Here is a 21,286-nt window from a genome sequence, read left to right on the forward strand (position 1 = left end):
TCGCCGCTACGGCAGATGCTTGGTCTCGGGGGTGATCTTCGTGCTCGGGGTGGCCCGGACGATGGTGATCAGCCGGTCCGTCAACTGGAGCTCCCCGATGGACGGATCGTCGTAGCCGAGTACCCGGTGTCCGCGCAGCACGCTGACCACCAGGTCCTCCGTCTCCCGCACACCGCGCCCCACCTCGGCCTTTATGACCGGCCGTTCGGCGATGTCGAGCCCGCTTCCCTGCTGGATGAGGTCCTCCATCACCATGCCGGCGGCGGGGCTGAGCACGGAGAGCCCGAGGAGCCGTCCGGCCGCACTGGCGCTGGTGATGACGACATCGGCCCCGGACTGCTTCAGCAGCGGCGCGTTCTCCTCCTCCCGGACGGCGGCCACGATCTTCGCGCCGCGGTTGAGCTGGCGGGCGGTCAGCGCGACCAGTACGGCGGTGTCGTCCCGCGCGGTGGAGATGATGATCTGCCGCGCCTTGTGGAGTTCCGCCCGCAGCAGCACATCACTGCGGGTCGCATCCCCTAGGACCCCCGTGTACCCCTCGGAGGCCGCCGCCTCGATGGCCTTCGAGCTGGGGTCCACGACGACGACCTGCTCCTTCTTCAGACCCGTCGCGCAGACGGTCTGGACCGCCGACCGCCCCTTCGTCCCCCAGCCGACGACAACGGTGTGCTCCCTCAAGGCCGCCCTCCAGCGGTTCAGTCGCCATTCCTCGCGCGTGCGCTCCGTGAGCACCTCCAGCGTGGTGCCGACCAGGATGATCAGGAACAGCACACGCAACGGCGTGATCACAAAGATGTTGGTGAAGCGGGCAGCATCGCTGACCGGGGTGATGTCGCCGTAGCCGGTGGTGGAGAGGGTGACGGTGGCGTAGTAGAACGCGTCGAGCAGATCCACGGAACCGTCGGAGTTGTCGTTGTACCCCTCACTGTCGGCGTAGACGATGAAGGCGGTGGCGACGAGCACGAACATGGCCATCGCCAGTCGCTTGCCGACCTGACGGATCGGCCGCTCAACCTCTCTTTTCGGCAGTCTCACCTGGTGGGTCACGTGACGCTCGTCCGCGTTGCGGGCGATCGCGTCCTGGCCCGGAAGTTTCACGTGAAACACTCCCCGTTTCGGCGTACATCCCCTGGCTGCACTCCGCCACCGGCTGCCCGTGGTTTCACGTGAAACATCGTTGGTCGCAAGGCCGGTGGCCCATATCGACGTTTCACGTGAAACACACCTGGATGCCCGCCGTCGCCCAGGGCAGATCGAGCAGTTCCAACTCCTGGCCGGAACGAGCGCCGCCCGGCGGTACGACGGCGAGGGCATCGGCGGTGGCGATGCCGCGGAGCATAGCGGGGCCGTTGTAGTGCAGCGGCAGGGCGTCATCACCCCGCAGGCTGACGGGGACGAGCCGGGTGTCGGAGGGGTGCCCGTGCACCGCCTCCCGCATCGGCATCGTGTACGGCTCCGGGGCTGCGCGGCCGGCGAGGATCCGCAGCAGCGGCTCGGCGAGCGTGAACAGACCGGAGACGGCGGCCAGCGGATTGCCGGGCAGCCCCACGAGGTGCTGATCCGGCGTGATCCGGGCCAGCAGCATGGGGTGCCCCGGGCGCACCTTCACCCCGTCGACGAGGAGTTCGGCCCCGACGCGGCGCAGGGTGGGGTGGACATGGTCGACGGGCCCGGACGCCGTGCCGCCCGTGGTGACGATGAGATCGGCGGAGGACTTCTTCACCGCCCGGTGCAGGGCGTCGGCGTCGTCACCGAGACGGCGTACGGCGGTGACCTCGGCGCCCAGTGCCCGGAGCCAGGACGGCAGCATCGGCCCGAGGGCGTCCCGGATCGAGCCCTCGCGCGGCAGCCCCTCGGTGAGCAGTTCGTCGCCCAGGACGAGCAGTTCGACGCGCGGACGGGGGAGCACACTCAACGTGTCGTACCCGGCGGCCGAGGCGAGCCCGAGCGCGGCCGGGGTGATCTGCGTACCGAGCGGCAGCAGTTGGTCGCCGTTGCGGCACTCCTGGCCCCGCGGGCGGATGTCCTGCCCGTGTGCGAGGTCCCGGGTCGGATGCAGCCGCCCCTTGTCGTCGGTGCGGCCGTGCTCGCTGCGCAGGACGGCGGTCGTGTCGGGCGGGATACGGGCGCCGGTGGCGATCCGGACCGCCTCCCCGTCCGTGAGCCGTACGGGCTCGGCCTGGCCGGCCAGCACACCGTCCTCCCGCACCGCCCAGGGGCCGGGGCCCGCGACCGCCCAGCCGTCCATCGCGGAGCTGTCGAAGGAGGGGAGGTCGGTGAGGGCGGTGAGCGGCGCGGCGAGCACCAGGCCGAGGGCCTGGTCGACGGTGACCGAGACGGGGGCCCGGCGCCCGGCGGAGCGCGCGGCGCGTTCGGCGACGGCCCGGGCCTCGGGCCAGGAGGTGGCCCGGTGGTGGGAGTCGTCCTTGGCTCCCTGCGCGCCGGTCCGACCGGTCGTGGGGGTCTCGCGGGGGGAGTGGGGCTCGGCCGGTCCCCGGACGGGCCTGTCGTTGGCCACGGCCAGCGCCTCCTCCACGTCGAGTTCCTCGGCGTCCTGGGCGGTCATCCGGCTGCCGGGCCGGTGTCCTGGCCGACGCCGGGCCCGGAGGGGGGCTCGGCGTCCGGGGTGGCTTCGGTCCCGGCGTCCGTCTCGGGCTCGGGGGCGGCCTCGTCGGCCCAGCGCAGGGCCAGGGCGGAGGCCTTGCGCGCGGCCTCGGTGACCGCCTCGGGGCCTCCCCCTGCCTTGGCGGCGGCGTAGCCGACGAGGAAGGTGGTCAGCGGGGCGGCGGGCCGGGCCACGCTGTGGGCGGCGTCACGGGCGAGGTCGAGCAGCTCGGTGATGTCGACGTCGAGGTCGATCCCCAGCTCGTCCTTGGCTGCGGAAATCCATTCATCCAACACGTGGCCATGCTCCCTGATCCGTGCGCGGGCGGCGGCGATGTCGTCCCAGGTGTCGCAGTCGAAGGACGCGAGGGGGTCGGTGATACGGGTGAGGCGCAGTGCGGCGGTCAGCCGCCGCAGGGGGAGCCCCGTCAGGCCGTCGCGCCCGACGGCGAGCCCCGCGAGTTCACGGCGCAGGCTCTCGGCCCGGTAGGCGGCCACGAGCGGCTGGTCACGGCCGTCGGGGTCGGTGACCAGGGCGCCGTCGGCGGCTCCCTCGTCGGCCAGGAGGGCGTCGAGCAGCCGCCGTACCGTCTCCTCGTCCAGGAACGGCAGATCGGCGGAGAGGACGACGACGTACGGCGCGGTGGTGTGCCGGAGTCCGGCTCCCAGGGCGGCGAGGGGACCGCCGCCGGGGGGTTCCTCGCGGGCCCACAGCACGGGCCGCGCGGTGGGCCGGGGGTCGGCGACGACCACGGTCGTCCCGGCTCCGGCGCAGGCGCTCAGCACACGGTCGAGCAGGGGCCGTCCGCCGACGCGCACGGCGGGCTTGTCCGTGCCGCCGAGCCGCCGGGCGGCGCCCCCGGCGAGCACGACGGCGTCGAACACGTCGGTACCGGGGCCACCCGGGGGCTCGTACGCGGTCACCCTCCGAGTATGCGTGCCTGCGCGATCACTGGGAACGCGGGGGAGGCCGCGCGTTGCGGCCCCGGTCGGGTCCGACGACGCCCCAGCGGCCGGACCCGGCGGACGAAGCCGGTGATCAGAGCGTGCGCAACAGCACCGCCGGCTGTTCGACGCAGTCCGCCACGTACCGCAGGAAGCCGCCCGCCGTGCCGCCGTCGCACACCCGGTGGTCGAAGGTGAGCGAGAGCTGCACGACCTGCCGTACCGCCAACTCGCCCCCGTGCACCCAGGGCTTGGGGACGATGCGGCCGACGCCCAGCATGGCGGCCTCGGGGTGGTTGATGATCGGCGTGGAGCCGTCGACGCCGAACACGCCGTAGTTGTTCAGCGTGAAGGTGCCGCCGGTCAGCTGGGCGGGTGTCAGGGTGCCGGTGCGTGCCGCCTCGGTCAGCCGGGCGAACTCGGCGGCGAGCGATTCCGCGTTCCTGGTGTGCGCGTCCCGCACGACGGGGACGACCAGCCCCCGTTCCGTCTGCGCGGCGAACCCGAGGTGCACCTGCTCCAGCCGTACGACCTCGCGGGCCTCCATGTCGACGGTGGAGTTGAGCTCGGGGAAACGGGCCAGCGCGGCGGTGCAGATCCGGGCGAGCAGCGCCAGCAGGGAGATCTTCGGGCCTCCGGCGGCGTTCATGGCCGTGCGGGCGCTCATCAGCTCCGTCGCGTCGGCGTCCACCCAGCAGGTCGCGTCCGGGATCTCCCGCCGGCTGCGGGAGAGCTTGTCGGCGACGGCGCCACGGACGCCGCGGAGGGGGACACGGGTGCCGGAGGAGACGCCGGCGGCGGGCGCGGCTTGAGCGGCCGGGACGGCGGGCGCGGCTTGAGCGGCCTGAGTGGCGGCCGACGGCGCGGTCACGGTCCCGGGCGCCTGGGCCGTGGCGGCCCGCAGCGCGTGTTCGACGTCCGCCCGCAGGATCAGGCCCTCGGGCCCCGAGCCCCGCAGCTTCCGCAGGTCGAGCCCGTTCTCGCGGGCGAGACGGCGGACGAGCGGTGAGATCACCGGCACGGGCCCGTCCGGGCGCTCACCGGCGGTGGCCGCCCCGTGCCCGTCCGGGCGCTCGGGAGCGGTGTCCGGGGCCGCCGGCGTCCCGACGGAACCGAGCGTCGCCGTCGGCGCCGCCGGGGCAGCCGGCCGGACCGGCTCCCCCGGCCGCACCCTCCTGCGGCGCGCCGGGGGTGCCCCGGTGCCGTAGCCCACCAGGACGTTGCCGGAGCCCTCGGTCTCGTCGCGGGCGCCCGCGCCCGCCGTCCCGGCGGAACCGTCGGTGACCGGCGCTCCCACCGCCACCGTCAGCAGCGGTGCCCCGACGGGCAGTTCCGTGCCCTCCTCACCGAAGCGGGCGGTGACGACGCCGCCGTAGGGGCAGGGGACCTCGACCATGGCCTTGGCCGTCTCGACCTCGACGACGGGCTGGTCGATCGCGACGACGTCCCCGACCTGGACGAGCCAGCGGACGATCTCGGCCTCGGTCAGCCCCTCACCGAGGTCGGGCAGCTTGAACTCCAGCACCTGGGCCATCAGTTCTCCGCCTCCCACTGCAGGCGCCCCACCGCGTCCAGGATCCGGTCGACGCCGGGCAGATGGTGCCGCTCCAGCATCGGCGGCGGGTAGGGGATGTCGAACCCGGCGACGCGCAGGACGGGCGCCTCCAGGTGGTGGAAGCAGCGCTCGGTGACGCGGGCCGCGATCTCGCCGCCCGGGCCGCCGTAGGAGCCGGACTCGTGCACGACCACCGCGCGGCCGGTCCGCCGTACCGAGGCGGCGACCGTCTCGTCGTCGAAGGGCACCAGCGAGCGCAGGTCCACGACCTCTAGGTCCCAGCCCTCGGCGGTGGCCGCCTCGGCCGCCTCCAGACAGACGGGCACGGACGGGCCGTAGGTGATGAGGGTGGCGCTGCGGCCGGCGCGGCGGACGACCGCGCGGCCGATCGGCTCGACGTTCTGCGGTTCCTCGGGGTTCCAGGTGTCCTTCGACCAGTAGAGGCGCTTGGGCTCCAGGAAGACGACCGGGTCGTCGGAGGCGATGGCGGCGCGCAGCAGCCCGTAGGCGTCGGCGACGGTGGCGGGGGTGACGACGTGGAGTCCCGGGGTCGCGATGTAGTACGCCTCGGAGGAGTCACTGTGGTGCTCGACGCCGCCGATGCCGCCGCCGTAGGGGACGCGGATGGTGATCGGCAGCGGCATCGCGCCGCGCGTGCGGTTGCGCATGCGGGCGACATGGCTGATGAGCTGTTCGAACGCCGGGTAGGCGAACGCGTCGAACTGCATCTCCACGACCGGCCGCAGCCCGTACATGGCCATGCCGACGGCCGTGCCGAGGATGCCCGCCTCGGCGAGCGGGGTGTCGGTGACCCGGTCCTCGCCGAACTCCTTCGCAAGGCCGTCGGTGACCCGGAAAACGCCGCCGAGGGTGCCGACGTCCTCTCCCATGACGTGCACGGTGGGGTCGGCGGTCATGGCGTCGCGCAGGGCGCGGGTGAGCGCCTGCGCCATGGTGGCGGGCTTGAGCGCGACGGTGGTCATCGGTGTGCCCCTTCGTGCTCCGCCGCCAGCTCGGCCCGCAACAGGGCCTGCTGTTCGCGCAGTTGGGGGGTGGGTTCGGCGTACACGTGGGCGAAGAGGTCCATGGGGTCGAGCACCGGGTCCTGGTTCATGCGCTCGCGCAGGTCGGCGGCCATCGTCTCGGCGGCGTCCCGGGCGGCCCGGATGCCGTCCTCGTCGAGGAGGCCGCGCTCGGTCAGCTCGTGCTCCAGGAGCGCGATCGGGTCGTGCGCGCGCCAGGTCTCGACCTCGGCGTCGCCCCGGTAGCGGGTGGCGTCGTCGGCGTTGGTGTGGGCGTCGATGCGGTAGGTCACCGCCTCGACCAGCGTCGGCCCGCCGCCCGCGCGCGCGTGGGCCACGGCCTCGGCGAGCACCTGGTGCACGGCGGCCGCGTCGTTGCCGTCGACCAGGCGGCCCGGCATCCCGTAGCCGACGGCCTTGTGGGCCAGCGACGGGGCGGCGGTCTGCTTGGCGAGCGGCACGGAGATCGCGAAGCCGTTGTTCTGGACGAGGAAGACGACCGGGGCCTGCCAGACGGCGGCGAAGTTGAGCGCCTCGTGGAAGTCTCCCTCGCTGGTGCCGCCGTCGCCGACCAGGGCGAGCGCCACCACGTCGTCGCCCTTGAGGCGGGCGGCGTGCGCGAGGCCCACGGCGTGCGGGAGCTGGGTGGCGAGGGGGGTGCACAGGGGCGCGACGCGGTGCTCGTGCGGGTCGTAGCCGGTGTGCCAGTCGCCGCGCAGCAGGGTGAGCGCCTGTACGGGGTCGAGGCCGCGGGCGACGGCGGCGAGCGTGTCGCGGTAGCTCGGGAAGAGCCAGTCCCGCTCCTCCAGGACGAGCGCGGCGGCGACCTCGCAGGCCTCCTGGCCGGTGCTGGAGGGGTAGACGGCGAGCCTGCCCTGCTTGGTCAGGGCCGTGGCCTGCGTGTTGTAGCGGCGGCCGCGCACCAGCTCGGCGTAGAGCCGGCGCAGCAGCGCGGGGTCGGCTTCGGCGGCCGCGTCCGTGCCGAGCACGCGGTACGGCAGGGCGTCGGGCAGCAGCGGCGCGGGGTCCGTGCGGGGCTGCCAGGCGGGCGGCGGTGTCGGGCGGTACGCGCCCCGCTGCTCCATGACCGTCATACGGCACCTCCTCGTGGGAGTGGCTCAGGGACGCGGCACGGGTTGTGACGCGTCTCACCTACCGATTGTTCGGTCGTTGGCGCATTTTGGCTACAGGCACCCCAAGGCTGTGGACAAACGGTTCTGCACAGCCTCAAATGAACGCAGTACGTCCATGGCAGGGAGGCGGGGGCACATGGCACCTGAACAAATGGCCGAGCCGCCGGAAAACGGCCCGGTCCTGCCGCCCCCGCGACCGCTGGACGCCATAGACCAGGACATCCTGCGCATGCTCCAGGCCGACGGGCGCGCCTCGATACGGTCGGTCGCCGAACGTGTCCACGTCTCCCGCGCCAACGCCTACGCGCGCATCAACCGCCTCGTCGAGGACGGCGTGATACGGGGTTTCGGGGCGCGCGTGAACCACGAGCGCGCCGGCAAGGGCACCTCGGCCTACATCACCCTCAAGATCGTGCAGAACTCCTGGCGCACGGTCCGCGACCAGCTGCGCCAGCTGTCCGGTGCCGCCCACATCGCCCTGGTGGGCGGCGACTACGACGTCCTGCTCCTGGTGCACACCTCGGACAACAGAGCCCTGCGCGAGGTCGTCCTGACCAAGCTCCAGGCCATCCCGGAGGTGCTCAGCACCCGGACGCTGCTGGTGTTCGAGGAGGAGGACGTGGAACCGGAGGGATGACCCGCCCGGTCGCACGCCCCCTCCCGACGGGGCGCACGCCCCTCCCTACGGAGCGCACGCCCCCTCCCGACGGGGCGCTCAGCCCTGGGCGCGCAGCCCCGTGAAGACCAGATGGGCCACGGCTTCGGACACTTCCCGCTCGCCCATGCCCCGCCCGTCAGGCCGGTACCACTCCACGATCGAGTTGATCATGCCGAAGACCAGCCGGGTCGCGAGGCGCACCTCCACGTCCCCCCGGACGTCCCCGTCGGCCGCCGCGGCCTTCAGCAGTTCGGCGACCCGGTGGTCGAAATCGCGGCGCCGCTCCAGCGCCCAGCGCTCGGTGTCCGTGTTGCCGCGCACCCGCAGCAGCAGGGTCACGTAGGGGAGTTCGCCCAGGAGCACCTCGACCATGCGCCGGACGACGTGCTCCAGGCGCTCCACCGCCCGCCCCGTGCACGCGGGTTCCTCGTCGAGGATCCCGAAGAGACCGTCCAGCGCCCGGCTGACGGCCCGGCGCAGCAACTCCTCCTTGCCGGTGACGTGGTGGTATATCGACGACTTGGAGATACCGGCCGCCTTGGACAGGTGCTCCATGGACGTGCCGTCGTAACCGCGCTCGTTGAAGACCCGCACGGCGACGGACAGCAGCGTCTCCGGGGTGTACGTGTCGCGCTTGGCGGTGGTCATGAGGAGGTGCCCTCCCGCTTGTCGGAGGCGTAGGCGTGGCGGTAGAGCGCCAGGGACGGCGCGTAGCGCCCGGACGGGTCGCGCAGGTGCAGATCGTCCAGGAGGGCGTACGCCCAGTTCCGACCCAGCCTGCGGCTCCATTCGAAGGGTCCCAGCGGGTAGTTGACGCCCAGGCGCATCGCCGTATCGATGTCCTCCTTGGTGGCCACCCCCTTGGCGACGGCGTCGTGCGCGAGGTCGATGATCCGCGCCACCGTGCGGGCCACGATCATGCCGGGGGCGTCCCCGATGACGCTGACGTCCTTGCCGAGCGCCTGGAAGAGGCCGGTGGCCTCGGCGAGGGTCTGCGGGGAGGTGTCCTGGGAGGCGGAGAGCGCGATCCGGGTGGCCCTGCGGTAGTCGAGCGCCAGGTCGAAGTAGACGACGTCCCGGAACTCCACGGAGGTCTGTCCGTCGGCGAGGGCCAGCTGACCGCCGCCGGGCAGGACGAGCCGGGTGCCGTGGTCCTCCTCGTCCTCACGGACGGGGATGCCCGCCTCCCGGATCAGGCCGAGCAGGTCGGAGGCGGGGCCGAGGTCGCCCTCGACGACGACGTACGCGGGTGCCGGTACCGGTTCGGCGGTGTGCGGTTCGGGGCGCTCGGCGTCCTCACCGTGGTCGTACCAGCCCCGTCCGGTCTTGCGGCCGAGCCGGCCGGACTCGACGAGCCGCCGCTGCGCCAGCGAGGGCGTGAAGCGCACGTCCTGGAAGAAGGCCTGCCAGACGGAGTGGGTGACGGACTCGTTGACGTCCTGCCCGATGAGATCGGTCAGTTCGAAGGCGCCCATCCTGAAGCCGCCGCACTCCCGCAGGATCGCGTCGATGGTGACGGGCTCGGCAGCCTGCGACTCGTACACCGCGAAGGCCTCCGCGTAGAACGGCCGTGCGATGCGGTTGACGATGAAGCCGGGGGTGTCCGCGCAGGCGACGGGCGTCTTGCCCCAGACCCGCGCCAGCTCGTACGCGCGCGTGGCCGACGTGACGTCGGTGGCGAACCCGGAGACGACCTCGACGAGGGGCAGCAGCGGCGCGGGGTTGAAGAAGTGCAGGCCCACGAAACGGCCCGGGTTGCGCAGGGCGCCGCCGATGGCCGTGACGGACAGGGAGGAGGTGTTGGTGGCGAGCAGGCAGTCCTCGGCGACGATGTCCTCCAGCGCGCGGAACAGCTCCTGCTTGACGTCCAGCCGCTCCAGGACCGCCTCGACGACCAGGCCGCAGTCGGCGAGGTCGGCGAGGCTCTCGGCGGCGTGCAGCCGGGCGCGCGCGGAGTCGCGGTCCGCGCCGGTCAGGCGGCCCTTCGCCACCAGCCGGTCGAGCCGGGCGCCGATCGCCTCGGCGGCCTCCCGGGCACGACCGGGCATGGAATCGAACAGCCGTACGGGATGGCCGGCGGTCAACGCGACCTGGGCGATGCCCTGGCCCATGGTGCCGGTGCCGACGACGGCCACGGGGCTGCTGAGGTCGAGTGCTGTCATGTGCGCGATCCTCCCGCACGGGGTTGTCCACAGATGCGGCGGACCCCCTTGTCCCGACCGATCGTTCGGTTACTCTAACTCTGTCCGCCTGTTCCTGCCCAGGTCAGGGCCCGATGACGAGTCCCTGACGTGAGGAGTTGGTCAAGCATGGCCGCCGAACCGTCCGCGCACGCCCTGATCGCCAAGCACCGGCCCACCCTCGACCAGGCCCTGGAAGCGATCCGCACCCGCGCGTACTGGTCGCCCCACCCCGAGCACCCCAAGGCCTACGGCGAGGACGGCAGCCTGGGCATGCCCGAGGGCAAGGCCGCCTTCGAGGCCCTCCTCGGCACCCGTCTCGACCTCGGCCAGCCCGGCACCGACGACTGGGTGGGCGGCGAGGTCTCGCCGTACGGCGTCGAGCTGGGCGTGACCTACCCGCACGCGGACGTGGACACGCTGCTGCCCGCCATGAAGGCCGGCCAGCGCGCGTGGCGCGACGCGGGCGCGGAGGCGCGCGCGGTGGTGTGCCTGGAGATCCTCAAGCGCATCAGCGACCGCACCCACGAGTTCGCCCACGCCGTCATGCACACCAGCGGCCAGGCCTTCATGATGGCGTTCCAGGCCGGCGGCCCGCACGCCCAGGACCGCGGCCTGGAGGCCGTGGCCTACGCGTACGCCGAGCAGGTCCGCACCCCGGACGAGGCGGCGTGGAGCAAGCCCCAGGGCAAGCGCGACCCGCTCACGCTCACAAAGCGCTTCAAGCCCGTACCGCGCGGGATCGCCCTGGTCATCGGCTGCAACACCTTCCCGACGTGGAACGGCTACCCGGGCCTGTTCGCCTCCCTCGCCACCGGCAACGCGGTCCTCGTGAAGCCCCACCCGCGCGCGGTACTGCCGCTCGCCCTCACCGTCCAGGTCGCCCGCGACGTCCTCGCCGAGGCCGGCTTCGACCCCAACCTGGTCGCGCTGGCCGCCGAACGCCCCGGCGAGGGCATCGCCAAGGACCTGGCCACCCGCCCCGAGATCCGCATCATCGACTACACCGGCTCCACGTCCTTCGGCGACTGGCTGGAGGCCAACGCCCGCCAGGCGGAGGTCTACACGGAGAAGGCCGGGGTCAACACGGTGCTCGTCGACTCCACCGACGACTACAAGGGGATGCTCTCCAACCTGGCCTTCTCCCTGTCCCTGTACAGCGGCCAGATGTGCACCACCCCGCAGAACCTGCTCATCCCCCGCGACGGCATCACCACCGACGAGGGCGCCAAGTCCTACGACGAGGTCGTCGCCGATCTCGCCAAGTCCGTGGGCGGCCTGCTGGGCGACGACGCCCGCGCGAACGCGCTGCTCGGCGCGATCGTGAACCCGGACGTCAGGTCCCGTCTCGAAGCAGCCGCCTCGCTCGGCGAAGTCGCGCTCCCCTCACGGGAGATCACCCACCCCGAGTTCCCGGACGCGGTCGTGCGGACGCCGGTGATCGTGAAGCTCGACGGCGCGCGGAAGTACTGGGAGCGGACCGACGACGAAGCCGCGTTCATGAGCGAGTGCTTCGGGCCGGTGTCGTTCGCCGTCGCGGTCGACTCGGCGGCGGACGGGCTGGACCTGCTGCGCCGGACCATCGCCGAGAAGGGCGCGATGACCGTCGGCGCGTACACCACCTCCGACGAGGTGGCCGAGGCCGTCGAGGAGGTCTGCCTGGAGGAGTGCGCGCAACTGTCGCTGAACCTCACGGGCGGGGTCTATGTGAACCAGACCGCGGCGTTCTCGGACTTCCACGGTTCCGGCGGGAATCCGGCGGCCAACGCGGCGCTGTGCGACGGGGCGTTCGTCGCCAACCGGTTCCGGGTGGTGGAGGTCCGGCACGAGGCGTAGCGACCGGCGCACACCTCTGGAGCGCGCCGCCTCCTCACCAGTCCCTCAGAAGGAACCCGCGCTCCAGTGGTACAGCGTCATCGCCACGCTCGTCGCCAGGTTGTAGCTGGAGACCTGGGGGCGCATCGGGAGCGACAGCAAGTGGTCGGCGCGGGCACGCAGTTCGCCGGAGAGACCGCTGCGTTCGGAACCGAAGGCCAGGACGGCGTCGTCCGGGAGCTTCAGCCCCCGGATGTCGTCGCCCTCGGGGTCGAGCGCGAAGAGGGGGCCCGCGGGCAGCTCGGCCACGCCCAGGCGCTCGACGGCGGTCGCGAAGTGCAGGCCCGCGCCACCGCGCACGACGGTGGGGTGCCAGGGATCCATGGTGCCCGTGGTGACGACCCCGGTCGCGCCGAACCCGGCCGCCAGCCGGATCACGGCCCCCGCGTTGCCGAGGTTGCGCGGGTTGTCGAGGACGACGACCGGGGCGGTGCGCGGTGTACGGGCGAGCGCCGCCAGCTGGGCCTCGCGCGACGGGCGTACGGCCAGCGCGGCGACAGCGGTGGGATGCGGGCGGACCACGAGGTTCCGGTACGCCTCCTCCGGTACCTCCTGGAGGAGGCCCGCGAGCCGGTCCCGTACGTCCGGGGCCAGGTCGTCGGCGAGCGAGAGCGCCGCCGCACGGTCCACGGCGACGGCCACCTGCACGTCGGCGCCGAAGCGCACGGCGTGCTTGAGGGCGTGGAAACCGTCGAGCAGGACAGCGGTGTCGGCGAGGCGGCGCCAGGTCCGCACGGGGCCACCGGCCGGCCGGGCGCGCGCCCCGCTCACCGTGTCGACCGCCGGTTCGCCCGCCGGTCTGCCTTCCGCCCTGCCTGCCGCTCTGCCTGCCGGTTCGTCCGCTGGTGCGCTCACCGGATCGTTCATGCGGTGAAGCCTACGTGGGGGTGCTCGGCCGCCCCCTTCTCCTGCTTCTTCTCGGGGAGCGGAGGCTGGTCCGGGGCGCGCGGGCCCGGGATCGTACGGCCGTTCCCCGGCGGCACACGACGTAGGGCGCGGTCACGGGCGCGGGCCACCAGGCCGCCCAGGCGCTTCAGGAAGGGCGTCGGCAGGAAGACGGCATCGGCGGCGATCATCGCGAGCGAGAAGAACGGCAGCCCCAGGACGACGGCGATCACGGCGTGCTCGGTCATCATGACCACGAGCAGGACGTTCTTGACCCGCCGGTTGAAGAGCGTGAACGGGAAGGCGACCTGCACGATCACCGTTCCGTAGGTCACCAGCATGATCATCGTGCCGCTGGACGACATCAGGTCGGAGAGCGTGCCCCAGGGCGAGAAGTAGTCCAGGTGGAACGGGTAGTAGACGGCCGTGCCGTCCTGCCAGCGCGAGCCCTGGATCTTGTACCAGCCGGCCGCGGCGTAGATCAGACACGCCTCGGCCATGATCACGACCAGGGCGGCGTTGTGCGCGAGATTGCCGACGATGTCGAGCAGCGCGCGCGGCTTGGCGTCCGACTCGATGCGTCCGGCGGCCCACCACAGGCCGTGCACCGCCCACAGCCCCCAGAAGAACGTGAGCCAGCCGCCCAGCAGGCCCCCGGGGATCAGACCGCCGAACGTCGACACCAGCAGCGCGAAGCCGAGCACGCACCACAGAACCGGGCCGACCACGTCCTCCCGCGCCCCGCCGCCCCGCTCCAGGCGCTCGCGCACGCGCCGTGCGCGCCGTGCGTCCAGCGACCAGACCTGGGCGCAGCGGACGAAGACGAGATAGATCGCCATGAGGTGGATGACGTTGTCGCCGCCGTCCCCCATGAAGACGCTGCGGTTCTGGAGCGAGAGGACGCCCACCATGAACAGGACGCTCATGGCGCGGGTGCGCCAGCCGAGCAGCAGCAGGAAGGTCGACAGGATGGCGGCGGCGTAGACGATCTCGAACCACACCATGCTGTCGGACCACATCAGCACCGTGAAGGCGTCGTTGTCCGTGATCAGCCGCTGGGCCAGCTCCCAGCTCCAGGGCCCGTCGGGGCCGTACAGCTCGCGCCGGTGCGGGAACTCGCGCAGCAGGAACAGCAACCAGGTCGCGGAGAAGCCGATACGGATGATCGCGCTCTGGTACGGGCCCAGCGCACGATCGGTGACCCGGGTGATGCCGTTGCCTGCCGCCGCGACGAGGCGCCCTGTGCGACTCACCGGCGCAACCGGGCCGGTCGGGCCGGTCGGGCCGGTCGGGCCGGTCGGGCCGGTCGGGCCGGTCGGGCCGGTCGGGCCGGTCGGGCCGGTCGGGTTCAGGGACCTCATCCGGCGCTCGCCTCCGTCCGACCGGTGGCGACCCCGTCGGCACCGGCCCCCTCGGCACCGGCCGCGCCGGCGGCGGCGTCCGCACGGTCGTCGACGGTCACCGACCACCAGGGCAGCTCACGGACGACGGGCTTGTCGGACACCTTTTCCTCGCTCCACTCGGGCGGCTGCACATTGGTGGTACGGGACCTGAGCTGGATCCGCTCGATCTCGCCGCCGGGGCCGGCGGCCTGCTCACGGTCGAGACGCATCACGACGATGCGGCGCACATAGCGCTCGGACAGATCGCCGCGCGACGTGGTGGCGCGGTGCTCGCCGTCATGCGTGGCGGTGTAGAAGTCCCAGGCCCGACGCAGTTCGTTCTGCTGCGTGTGACTCGGCACCGGATTGCGGTCGATCGCGGCACCGTCCAGCCCCGACAGGTCGTACCAACCGGTCGTGCGCACCTCACCGTCGGCGGTACGCACCTCGGCGCGCGCCTGCACCGCGATGTTCTGCTGCAGCGGGTTCGGCGCGAACAGCTTCCAGTTCTGCTCGAACTCCGGATAGACCCACTCGTCCACCGCCTGGCCGTGTTGCTTCGTCAACGTGTTCGAAGGCGCTATGTGCAGAAACACCAGCCCGAGATGGGCGCAGGCAGCCACCGCCACGATGGCGAGCACCAGCGCCACGGCGATCTGGTACGGCAGGGTCAGCGCCGCGATACCGGAAACCGGCCGCGCCGGCCCGGCTATCCCCTCCGGCCGAGAGGTGGGGGACGGTTCGGTAGGCGCCGGCGCCGGTGGCCCTGAGGACGAATCCGCTGGTGACGGAGGCAGCAGGCGCCCCCTCGGAGGCAGGTCACTCGGGACCGAGGTCTCGCGGGACGGCCCACCCTTCGAGGCCGCATCGCTCGCGAAAGCCGGGTCGCTCGCGGAGGCCGCGTCGCTCGCGGGCTCGTCCGGCCCTTGCCGGGCGTTCGAGACCTCGTCGTTCGCGTCCATTGCGCCCAGCTCCCCGATTTCCACTACGCGGTCGACTTCCCCACCGGAACTTACTCAGCCGCGTTCCTCCGGCACAGCCCCGATGGCCACAGCAGTCACATCGTCACACCGCTCACACGGCACCCATGAGGTTATCCACAGCGGGGGCCACCTTACGGCGCGGTGTGGTCCGCCTCTCTTGCGATGGCCGGCCCGGCCCGCCACACCATTCCCTTCTTCTAGAACCTGTTCTATCTTGACGCCCCGTCATCGGCGACACGGAAGGGGCGGGACCGTGGACTTCACCTTCACCGAGGAGCAGCAGGCGGCGGCCGAGGCGGCGAGGGCGGTGTTCGCCGGGGTCGCGCCGGACGGTGTGCCGAGCCCGTCCCTCGTACCGGGGGCGGTTGCCGACGACTTCGACCGGGCCCTGTGGGCGAAGCTGGCCGACGCGGACCTGCTCAGCCTGTTGCTCGACCCCGCGTACGGAGGTTCTGGGCTCGACCCGATCGCGCTGTGCCTGGTCCTGCGCGAGTCGGCGAAGGTGCTGGCCAGGGGTCCCCTGCTGGAGAGCAGCGCGGCCGCCGTGGCCGTGCAGGCCCACGGGAGCGAGGAGCTGAAGGCGGAGCTGCTCGCGCGTGTCGGCAGGGGCGAGGTCGTCCTGACCGTCGCCGCGCACGGCCGCACCGGCCACGATCCGGCCGAACTCGCCGTGACCGCCCGCCGCGACGCGGGCGGCGTCTGGGTCCTGGACGGCGTACAGACTGCGGTGCCCTGGGCCCACAACGCGGACTGCATCGTCGTCCCCGCGGTCGTCGCACCGGAGTCGGTGGACGCCTCCGACACCCCCTACGGAGCCGAGCGGAACGCGGTCGCGGCCGCCGACGGCCGGACCGTGCTCGCTCTCGTCCCCCGCCGCCACGAGGGGGTGACGCTCGCCGAGCAGGTCTCCACCGCCGGTGAACGGCTCGCGGAGCTGCGCCTGGACGCCGTACGGATCGCCGACCGGGATGTCCTCGACGCGGAGGGCGCGTGGGAACGGCTACGGGAGCTGCTGGCCACCGGCACCTGCGCGCTGGCGCTCGGCCTGGGTGAGCAGGTCCTCGGCATGACCGGCGAGTACGCCGGCAAACGCGAACAGTTCGGCTTCCCGATCGCCTCGTTCCAGGCCGTCGCCGTCCAGGCCGCCGACCGCTTCATCGACCTGCGTGCGATGGAGGCGACGCTGTGGCAGGCCGCCTGGCGCATCACCTCCGGCGCAGGAGGTGCGCTGCCCGTCTCCGGAGATGTCGCCGTGGCCAAGATCTGGGCCTCGGAGGGGGTACGACGGGTCGTGCAGACCGCACAGCATCTGCACGGGGGCTTCGGCGCCGACGTCGACTATCCCCTGCACCGCTATCACGCCTGGGCCAAGCACCTCGAACTGTCGCTGGGCCCCGCGGCGGCCCACGAGGAGGCCCTCGGGGACCTCCTGGCGGCGCACCCCCTGGGCTGAGCCCCTCGTTCCCTAGAGAACGAAGCCCGCCCCGCCCTTGTCGTCCACCACCGGGCGGCCGACGGCCGCCCAGACCTGCATGCCGCCGTCGACGTTCACAGCGTCCACGCCCTGCTGAACCAGATAGTTCGTGACCTGCGCCGAACGTCCACCCGAGCGGCAGATCACATGGACCCTGCCATCCTGCGGCGCCGCCTCGGTGAACTCGCCGTAGCGCGCCACGAACTCACTGATGGGGATGTGCAGCGCCCCTTCGGCATGACCCGCCTGCCACTCGTCGTCCTCCCGCACGTCCAGCAGAAAGTCGTCGTCCTTGAGGTCTCCGACCTCGACCGTGGGCACACCCGCTCCGAAATGCATGCGTCCGACGCTACCCGACCGAACGCCCCCGTCCGAAGCCCTCAGCGACCCGAGCAGCCCCATCAGCCACAGCGGCGAACCACCTCAACCACAGTGGCGTACCACGTCAGCCGCCCTGACTCCCCTGGCCGCCCTGACTCCCCTGGTCACCCTGACCATCCGGACCGTCCCGGCCGACCAGCCCCGCCAGCTCCGCCTCCCGCTGTGCGACCTCCGCCAGCAGCTGGTCGGCGATCTCGTCGAGGAGGCGGTCGGGGTCGTCCGGCGCGAGGCGGAGCATCGAACCGATGGCGCCCTCCTCCAGCTCACGGGCGAGGAGTGCGAGCAGCTCCTTGCGCTGGGCGAGCCATTCGAGCCGGGCGTACAGCTCCTCGGCCCGACTCGGCCTGCGCTCCTCCGGCACCGGCCCGGCGGCCCACTCCTCGGACAGCTCCCGCAGCAGCACCTCGTCACCACGGCCGTAGGCGGCGTTCACCCGAGCGATGAACTCGTCCCGCCGCTCCCGCTCCTTGTCGTCCCGCGCCAGATCGGGGTGCGCCTTGCGGACCAGTTCGCGGTAGAGCCTGCGGGCCTCGTCGCTCGGGCGCACCCGCTCCGGGGACCGCACGGGCTGGTCCGTGAGCATGGCCGCCGCCTCGGGGAACAGTCCCTCCGAGTCCATCCAGCCGTGGAACAACTCCTCCACGCCCGGCATCGGCATGACCCGCGCCCGCGCTTCCTGCGCCTTGCGCACGTCCTCGGGGTCACCGGTGCGCGCGGCCTTCGCCTCGGCGATCTGGGCGTCCAGCTCGTCCAGCCGCGCGTACATGGGGCCGAGCTTCTGGTGATGCAACCGGGAGAAGTTCTCGACCTCGACCCGGAAGGTCTCCACGGCGATCTCGTACTCGATCAACGCCTGCTCGGCCGCCCGCACGGCCCGCTCCAGCCGCTCCTCAGGCCGCCCGGAGCCCCCTCCGGAGCCCTCGACATCCCCTGCACCCTCACCCTGACCGTCGGCGGGGGCCGAACCCTGAGCAGATCCCGAGCCCTGAGCAGGCCCCGGCGTCTCGTCGGACCCCACCGCCTCACCGGACGACGTCTCAGCAGGCGCCGCGCCCACGGCGGACGACGTCGCTTCGCCGCGCTCGGTGCCCGCGTCGGGCTCCGCGGTCTCCACAGGCTCGGTGGAGCGCTCGGACGGTGTCTGGTCGGCTTCCGGGGTCGTCACCCGACCCAGCCTAGGCCACGGCTCCCGGCCGAACCGAAAGCCACCGGACACCTGGCCCCCGCGCATCCGTACGAGCACCTCACGCCCCCGGCCGCCCTGACAGCGCCCTCCGGCCGCTCGTGCCGCGCCGCCCCCAACACCCCGTCCCCTCCGCGATCCCCTCAGCCCTCAGACCCCCGTCCCCTCCGCGATCCCCTCAGCCCTCAGACCCCCGTCCCCTCCGCGATCCCCTCAGCCCTCAGACCCCCGTCTCCGCCGCGATCCGCCCCGCCCGCACCGCCGCCACCAGGTCCGCGTGATCCGCCTCCGTGCGGTCCGCGTAGGTGACGGCGAACGTGGCCGTCGCCTCGTCGAGTTCGTCGTTCTTGCCGCAGTAGCCGGCCAGGAGGCGGGGGTCGGCGCTGTGGGCGTGGGCACGGGCGAGGAGGGCGCCGGTCATGCGGCCGTAGTCGTCGATCTGGTCGGCGGCCAGGGCGGCGGGGTCGACACTGCCCTTGCGGTTGCGGAACTGGCGTACCTGGAAGGGGAGTCCGTCGACCGTGGTCCAGCCCAGCAGTATGTCGCTGACGACCTGCATACGCTTCTGTCCGAGGACCACCCGGCGCCCCTCGTGATCCACCTCCGGCACCTCGAAGCCGGCGGTCGCGAGGTGCGGCTCCAGCGCCGACGGACGGGCCTCCTTCACCTGGAGGACGAGCGCTTCACCACGGTGGTCCAGGAGCAGGACGACGTACGAGCGGGTGCCGACACTGCCCGTTCCGACCACGCGGAACGCCACGTCCTGCACGGCGTACCGGGCGAGCAGCGGGTGGCGGTCCTCCGAGAGCGTGATCAGGTACTGCGTCAGGGAGGTGGCCACCAGGGCCGCCTCCCTGTCGTCCACACGGCGCAGTACCGGCGGGGCGTCCACGAAGTGACGGCCGCCGCCCTCCACCTCCCGGGTCGCCTTCGCCGCGAAACGCCCGCTGGTGTTGGCGCGCGCCTTCTCCGACACCCGCTCCAGCGTGCCCAGCAGGTCGTGGGCGTCGGTGTAGGAGACCAGTTCCTCGTCCGCGATGGCGTTCCACGCGTCGAGCGCCGAGAGCTTGGCGAGGAGCTTCATGGTGCGCCGGTAGGCACCCGTCGCGTCGTAGGCCGCCTTGCGGCAGACGTCCTCGTCGGCGCCCGCCTCACGGCCGGCGAGCACCAGCGACGTGGCGAGCCGTTTGAGGTCCCACTCCCAGGGGCCGTGCACGGTCTCGTCGAAGTCGTTGAGGTCGATGACGAGTTCCCCGCGGGCGTCCCCGTACAGGCCGAAGTTGGCCGCGTGGGCGTCGCCGCAGATCTGCGCGCCGATGCCGGTGACGGGCGTACGAGCCAGGTCATGGGCCATGAGGCCCGCCGAGCCGCGCAGGAAAGCGAAGGGGGTGGCCGCCATCCTGCCGACCCTTATCGGGGTGAGCTCGGGGATCCGGCCACGGTTGGACTCCTCGACCGCGGACACCGCGTCCGGCCGGTCGGTGGTGAGCGTCAGGTCCGCGTGCGCGCTGCGGGGCACCCGTGTGCGCAGCGCCTTGCCCTCGTCCTTGGGCGACCCCACCGCGGGCCACCGGGCGAATCCCGTCACCGCCGGCACCCGCGCTGCGGCCCCTGCCACGGCCCCCACGCCGACCTGCCTGGATCCCGCCGCCTCCGACTCCGACTCGGCTCCCGCCCCCACCGTCGTCACACCGACCTCGGTCACAGCGACCGCCTCCCCCGCACCCGTCCACGCACGAACATCAACTCGTGACGACGGTACAGCCGGTGGCCGAAACGCGTCAGACCCTGTGGACAACTCCCCGCCGCACCTGTCCACACCTGTGGAAAACCGGGTCCGTCCGCCGCGCCGCTAGCGTGCCGACCCCGCGCACGGCCAGTCCTGCGGCAGATGGGCCAGCGCCCAGTTCTTCAGCTCCGTGAGCGCGGGCCCCAGCGCCTCCCCGGCCGCCGTCAGCCGGTAGGTGACGCGCAGCGGCGGCCCCTCGTCGACCTCGCGGACGACCAGGCCGGCCGCGGCGAGTTCGGTGAGCCGGTCGGAGAGCATGCGCTCGCTGATGCCGGGGATCGCCCTGCGCAGATCGACGAAGTGCGCCGGATGCGGCATCAGCACGGCCACGATCGGCCCCGTCCAACGCTTGCCGAGCAGGGCGAAGACCCGGGTGATGCCGTCGTCGACCCGCCGACACGGCTCTGCGCCGTGGATGTCCCGCTGCTGCTCCGCCATGAGGCAAGGGTACTGACCCGTTTGTATGGGGATGAAAAAAAGTAAGTGACTGTGTTATCTCTAGTCAGGTACGAAAACGAAGCAACCTCTCTGGAGTACGCATGGCTACCTTGCTGCACCTGGACTCGTCCGCGTTCCCCGCCGCCGCCTCGACGTCGCGCGCGGTGACGGAGACCTTCCGCAAGGCATGGGAGGACCAGCACCCGGACGGCACGGTGATCTATCGCGATCTGCACGCCGATCCCGTGCCGCACATCAGCGCCGACGCCCACACCGCCGGCTTCGTCGAACCGGCCCAGCGCACCCCGGAGCAGGTTGCGGCCTTCGCCGAGCGGGAGAAGCTCATCGAGGAGCTGGAGCAGGCGGACGCGATCCTGATCGGCGCGCCCATGTACAACCTCTCGGTCCCTTCCACCCTCAAGGCGTGGCTGGACAACGTCGTCCTCATCGGCCGCACCGCCCTGAACGAGGACTCGAAGACGAAGGGCACCCCGGTCACCGTCGTCGCCAGCCGCGGCGGTTCCTACGCTCCGGGCACGCCCCGCGAACCCCTGGAGTACGTGCAGAACTACCTGACGGCGATCCTCACCGAAATGCTCGGGCTGGAGGTCGACTTCATCGTCCCGGAGCTCACGATGGCCCCGCACAACCCCGCCATGAGCGAGCTGGTCCCGCTCTCGGAGGCCTCCCGCGCCAAGGCCCTCGACGACGCGGTCGTCAAGGCCAAGAGCCTGGCCGCCCGCCTCGCCGCCTAGCCAGGCCCTCCCGCGGAACGCGCGGGGCGGCCGCCCCGCCAGGG

Annotated in this window: 19 protein-coding genes; 4 read left to right on the forward strand and 15 right to left on the reverse strand. The window is 72.4% G+C overall.

Features of this window, described 5'->3' with window-relative positions; translation table 11 throughout:
- Positions 1 to 6: 6 nt before the first annotated feature.
- The 6 genes from ACZ52C_RS11355 to pdhA all read right to left on the reverse strand — a co-directional run bounded on the left by ACZ52C_RS11355 (position 7) and on the right by pdhA (position 7,220).
- Positions 7 to 1,098, reverse strand: a complete 1,092-nt coding sequence (locus ACZ52C_RS11355; protein WP_469074490.1) for a potassium channel family protein — start codon at positions 1,096 to 1,098, stop codon at positions 7 to 9.
- A 112-nt stretch (positions 1,099 to 1,210) separates the two neighbouring features.
- Positions 1,211 to 2,566, reverse strand: a complete 1,356-nt coding sequence (locus tag ACZ52C_RS11360) for a molybdopterin molybdotransferase MoeA (RefSeq protein WP_469074491.1) — start codon at positions 2,564 to 2,566, stop codon at positions 1,211 to 1,213.
- Positions 2,563 to 3,528: an NTP transferase domain-containing protein gene (locus ACZ52C_RS11365; protein WP_469074492.1), complete on the reverse strand. Its 966-nt coding sequence runs from the start codon at positions 3,526 to 3,528 to the stop codon at positions 2,563 to 2,565. The genes ACZ52C_RS11360 and ACZ52C_RS11365 overlap by 4 nt, the downstream gene beginning before the upstream one ends.
- A gap of 115 nt (positions 3,529 to 3,643) precedes the next feature.
- On the reverse strand, positions 3,644 to 5,083 hold the full coding sequence (locus ACZ52C_RS11370; RefSeq protein WP_469074493.1) for a dihydrolipoamide acetyltransferase family protein: 1,440 nt from the start codon (positions 5,081 to 5,083) through the stop codon (positions 3,644 to 3,646).
- On the reverse strand, positions 5,083 to 6,087 hold the full coding sequence (locus ACZ52C_RS11375; RefSeq protein ID WP_469074494.1) for an alpha-ketoacid dehydrogenase subunit beta: 1,005 nt from the start codon (positions 6,085 to 6,087) through the stop codon (positions 5,083 to 5,085). The genes ACZ52C_RS11370 and ACZ52C_RS11375 overlap by 1 nt, the downstream gene beginning before the upstream one ends.
- Positions 6,084 to 7,220 (reverse strand): pyruvate dehydrogenase (acetyl-transferring) E1 component subunit alpha, encoded by a 1,137-nt coding sequence (pdhA, locus tag ACZ52C_RS11380; RefSeq protein WP_192332707.1) that lies wholly within the window; start codon positions 7,218 to 7,220, stop codon positions 6,084 to 6,086. Before pdhA ends, ACZ52C_RS11375 begins: the two co-directional genes overlap by 4 nt.
- A 190-nt stretch (positions 7,221 to 7,410) precedes the next feature.
- Here pdhA and ACZ52C_RS11385 point away from each other — a divergent pair, with 190 nt between their 5' ends.
- Positions 7,411 to 7,896, forward strand: a complete 486-nt coding sequence (locus ACZ52C_RS11385) for an Lrp/AsnC family transcriptional regulator (RefSeq protein ID WP_469074793.1) — start codon at positions 7,411 to 7,413, stop codon at positions 7,894 to 7,896.
- A gap of 78 nt (positions 7,897 to 7,974) precedes the next feature.
- On the opposite strand, the gene ACZ52C_RS11390 is transcribed toward ACZ52C_RS11385, so the two are convergent.
- A complete protein-coding gene (locus tag ACZ52C_RS11390; protein ID WP_086800943.1) occupies positions 7,975 to 8,565 on the reverse strand; it encodes a TetR/AcrR family transcriptional regulator in 591 nt (196 codons plus the stop codon).
- Entirely contained in the window at positions 8,562 to 10,079 is a 1,518-nt protein-coding gene (locus ACZ52C_RS11395) for a 3-hydroxyacyl-CoA dehydrogenase (protein ID WP_469074495.1), read from the reverse strand. The genes ACZ52C_RS11390 and ACZ52C_RS11395 overlap by 4 nt, the downstream gene beginning before the upstream one ends.
- A 147-nt stretch (positions 10,080 to 10,226) precedes the next feature.
- Here ACZ52C_RS11395 and paaN point away from each other — a divergent pair, with 147 nt between their 5' ends.
- Positions 10,227 to 11,933: a phenylacetic acid degradation protein PaaN gene (gene paaN, locus ACZ52C_RS11400; RefSeq protein ID WP_469074496.1), complete on the forward strand. Its 1,707-nt coding sequence runs from the start codon at positions 10,227 to 10,229 to the stop codon at positions 11,931 to 11,933.
- A 45-nt stretch (positions 11,934 to 11,978) separates the two neighbouring features.
- Here paaN and ACZ52C_RS11405 read toward each other — a convergent pair whose 3' ends face one another.
- The 3 genes from ACZ52C_RS11405 to ACZ52C_RS11415 are packed head-to-tail and all read right to left on the reverse strand — an operon-like array spanning position 11,979 to position 15,201.
- Positions 11,979 to 12,839, reverse strand: coding sequence for a TrmH family RNA methyltransferase (locus ACZ52C_RS11405; protein WP_469074497.1), 861 nt, complete (start codon positions 12,837 to 12,839; stop codon positions 11,979 to 11,981).
- Complete coding sequence (locus ACZ52C_RS11410) at positions 12,836 to 14,218, reverse strand: HTTM domain-containing protein (protein ID WP_469074498.1); 1,383 nt, start codon at positions 14,216 to 14,218, stop codon at positions 12,836 to 12,838. Before ACZ52C_RS11410 ends, ACZ52C_RS11405 begins: the two co-directional genes overlap by 4 nt.
- Positions 14,215 to 15,201: a DUF5819 family protein gene (locus ACZ52C_RS11415; protein ID WP_469074499.1), complete on the reverse strand. Its 987-nt coding sequence runs from the start codon at positions 15,199 to 15,201 to the stop codon at positions 14,215 to 14,217. The genes ACZ52C_RS11410 and ACZ52C_RS11415 overlap by 4 nt, the downstream gene beginning before the upstream one ends.
- Positions 15,202 to 15,475: 274 nt before the next feature.
- Between ACZ52C_RS11415 and ACZ52C_RS11420 the strand changes: the two genes are divergently transcribed.
- Complete coding sequence (locus ACZ52C_RS11420) at positions 15,476 to 16,675, forward strand: acyl-CoA dehydrogenase family protein (RefSeq protein ID WP_469074500.1); 1,200 nt, start codon at positions 15,476 to 15,478, stop codon at positions 16,673 to 16,675.
- A 12-nt stretch (positions 16,676 to 16,687) separates the two neighbouring features.
- Here the strand turns inward: ACZ52C_RS11420 and ACZ52C_RS11425 are convergent, their stop codons facing one another.
- The 4 genes from ACZ52C_RS11425 to ACZ52C_RS11440 form a co-directional block, all read right to left on the reverse strand.
- The gene (locus tag ACZ52C_RS11425) at positions 16,688 to 17,017 is read right to left on the reverse strand and encodes a rhodanese-like domain-containing protein (RefSeq protein ID WP_469074501.1); all 330 of its coding nucleotides are present in this window, start codon (positions 17,015 to 17,017) and stop codon (positions 16,688 to 16,690) included.
- A gap of 124 nt (positions 17,018 to 17,141) precedes the next feature.
- Positions 17,142 to 18,242 (reverse strand): J domain-containing protein, encoded by a 1,101-nt coding sequence (locus ACZ52C_RS11430; protein ID WP_469074502.1) that lies wholly within the window; start codon positions 18,240 to 18,242, stop codon positions 17,142 to 17,144.
- A gap of 238 nt (positions 18,243 to 18,480) precedes the next feature.
- On the reverse strand, positions 18,481 to 19,965 hold the full coding sequence (locus tag ACZ52C_RS11435; protein WP_469074503.1) for a DUF2252 domain-containing protein: 1,485 nt from the start codon (positions 19,963 to 19,965) through the stop codon (positions 18,481 to 18,483).
- Between the two features lie 147 nt (positions 19,966 to 20,112).
- The gene (locus ACZ52C_RS11440) at positions 20,113 to 20,487 is read right to left on the reverse strand and encodes a winged helix-turn-helix transcriptional regulator (RefSeq protein WP_469074504.1); all 375 of its coding nucleotides are present in this window, start codon (positions 20,485 to 20,487) and stop codon (positions 20,113 to 20,115) included.
- 101 nt (positions 20,488 to 20,588) lie between these two features.
- Between ACZ52C_RS11440 and ACZ52C_RS11445 the strand changes: the two genes are divergently transcribed.
- Positions 20,589 to 21,242: an FMN-dependent NADH-azoreductase gene (locus tag ACZ52C_RS11445; RefSeq protein WP_469074505.1), complete on the forward strand. Its 654-nt coding sequence runs from the start codon at positions 20,589 to 20,591 to the stop codon at positions 21,240 to 21,242.
- Positions 21,243 to 21,286: the final 44 nt, after the last annotated feature.

This window comes from Streptomyces sp. NPDC034049 (assembly GCF_055575575.1).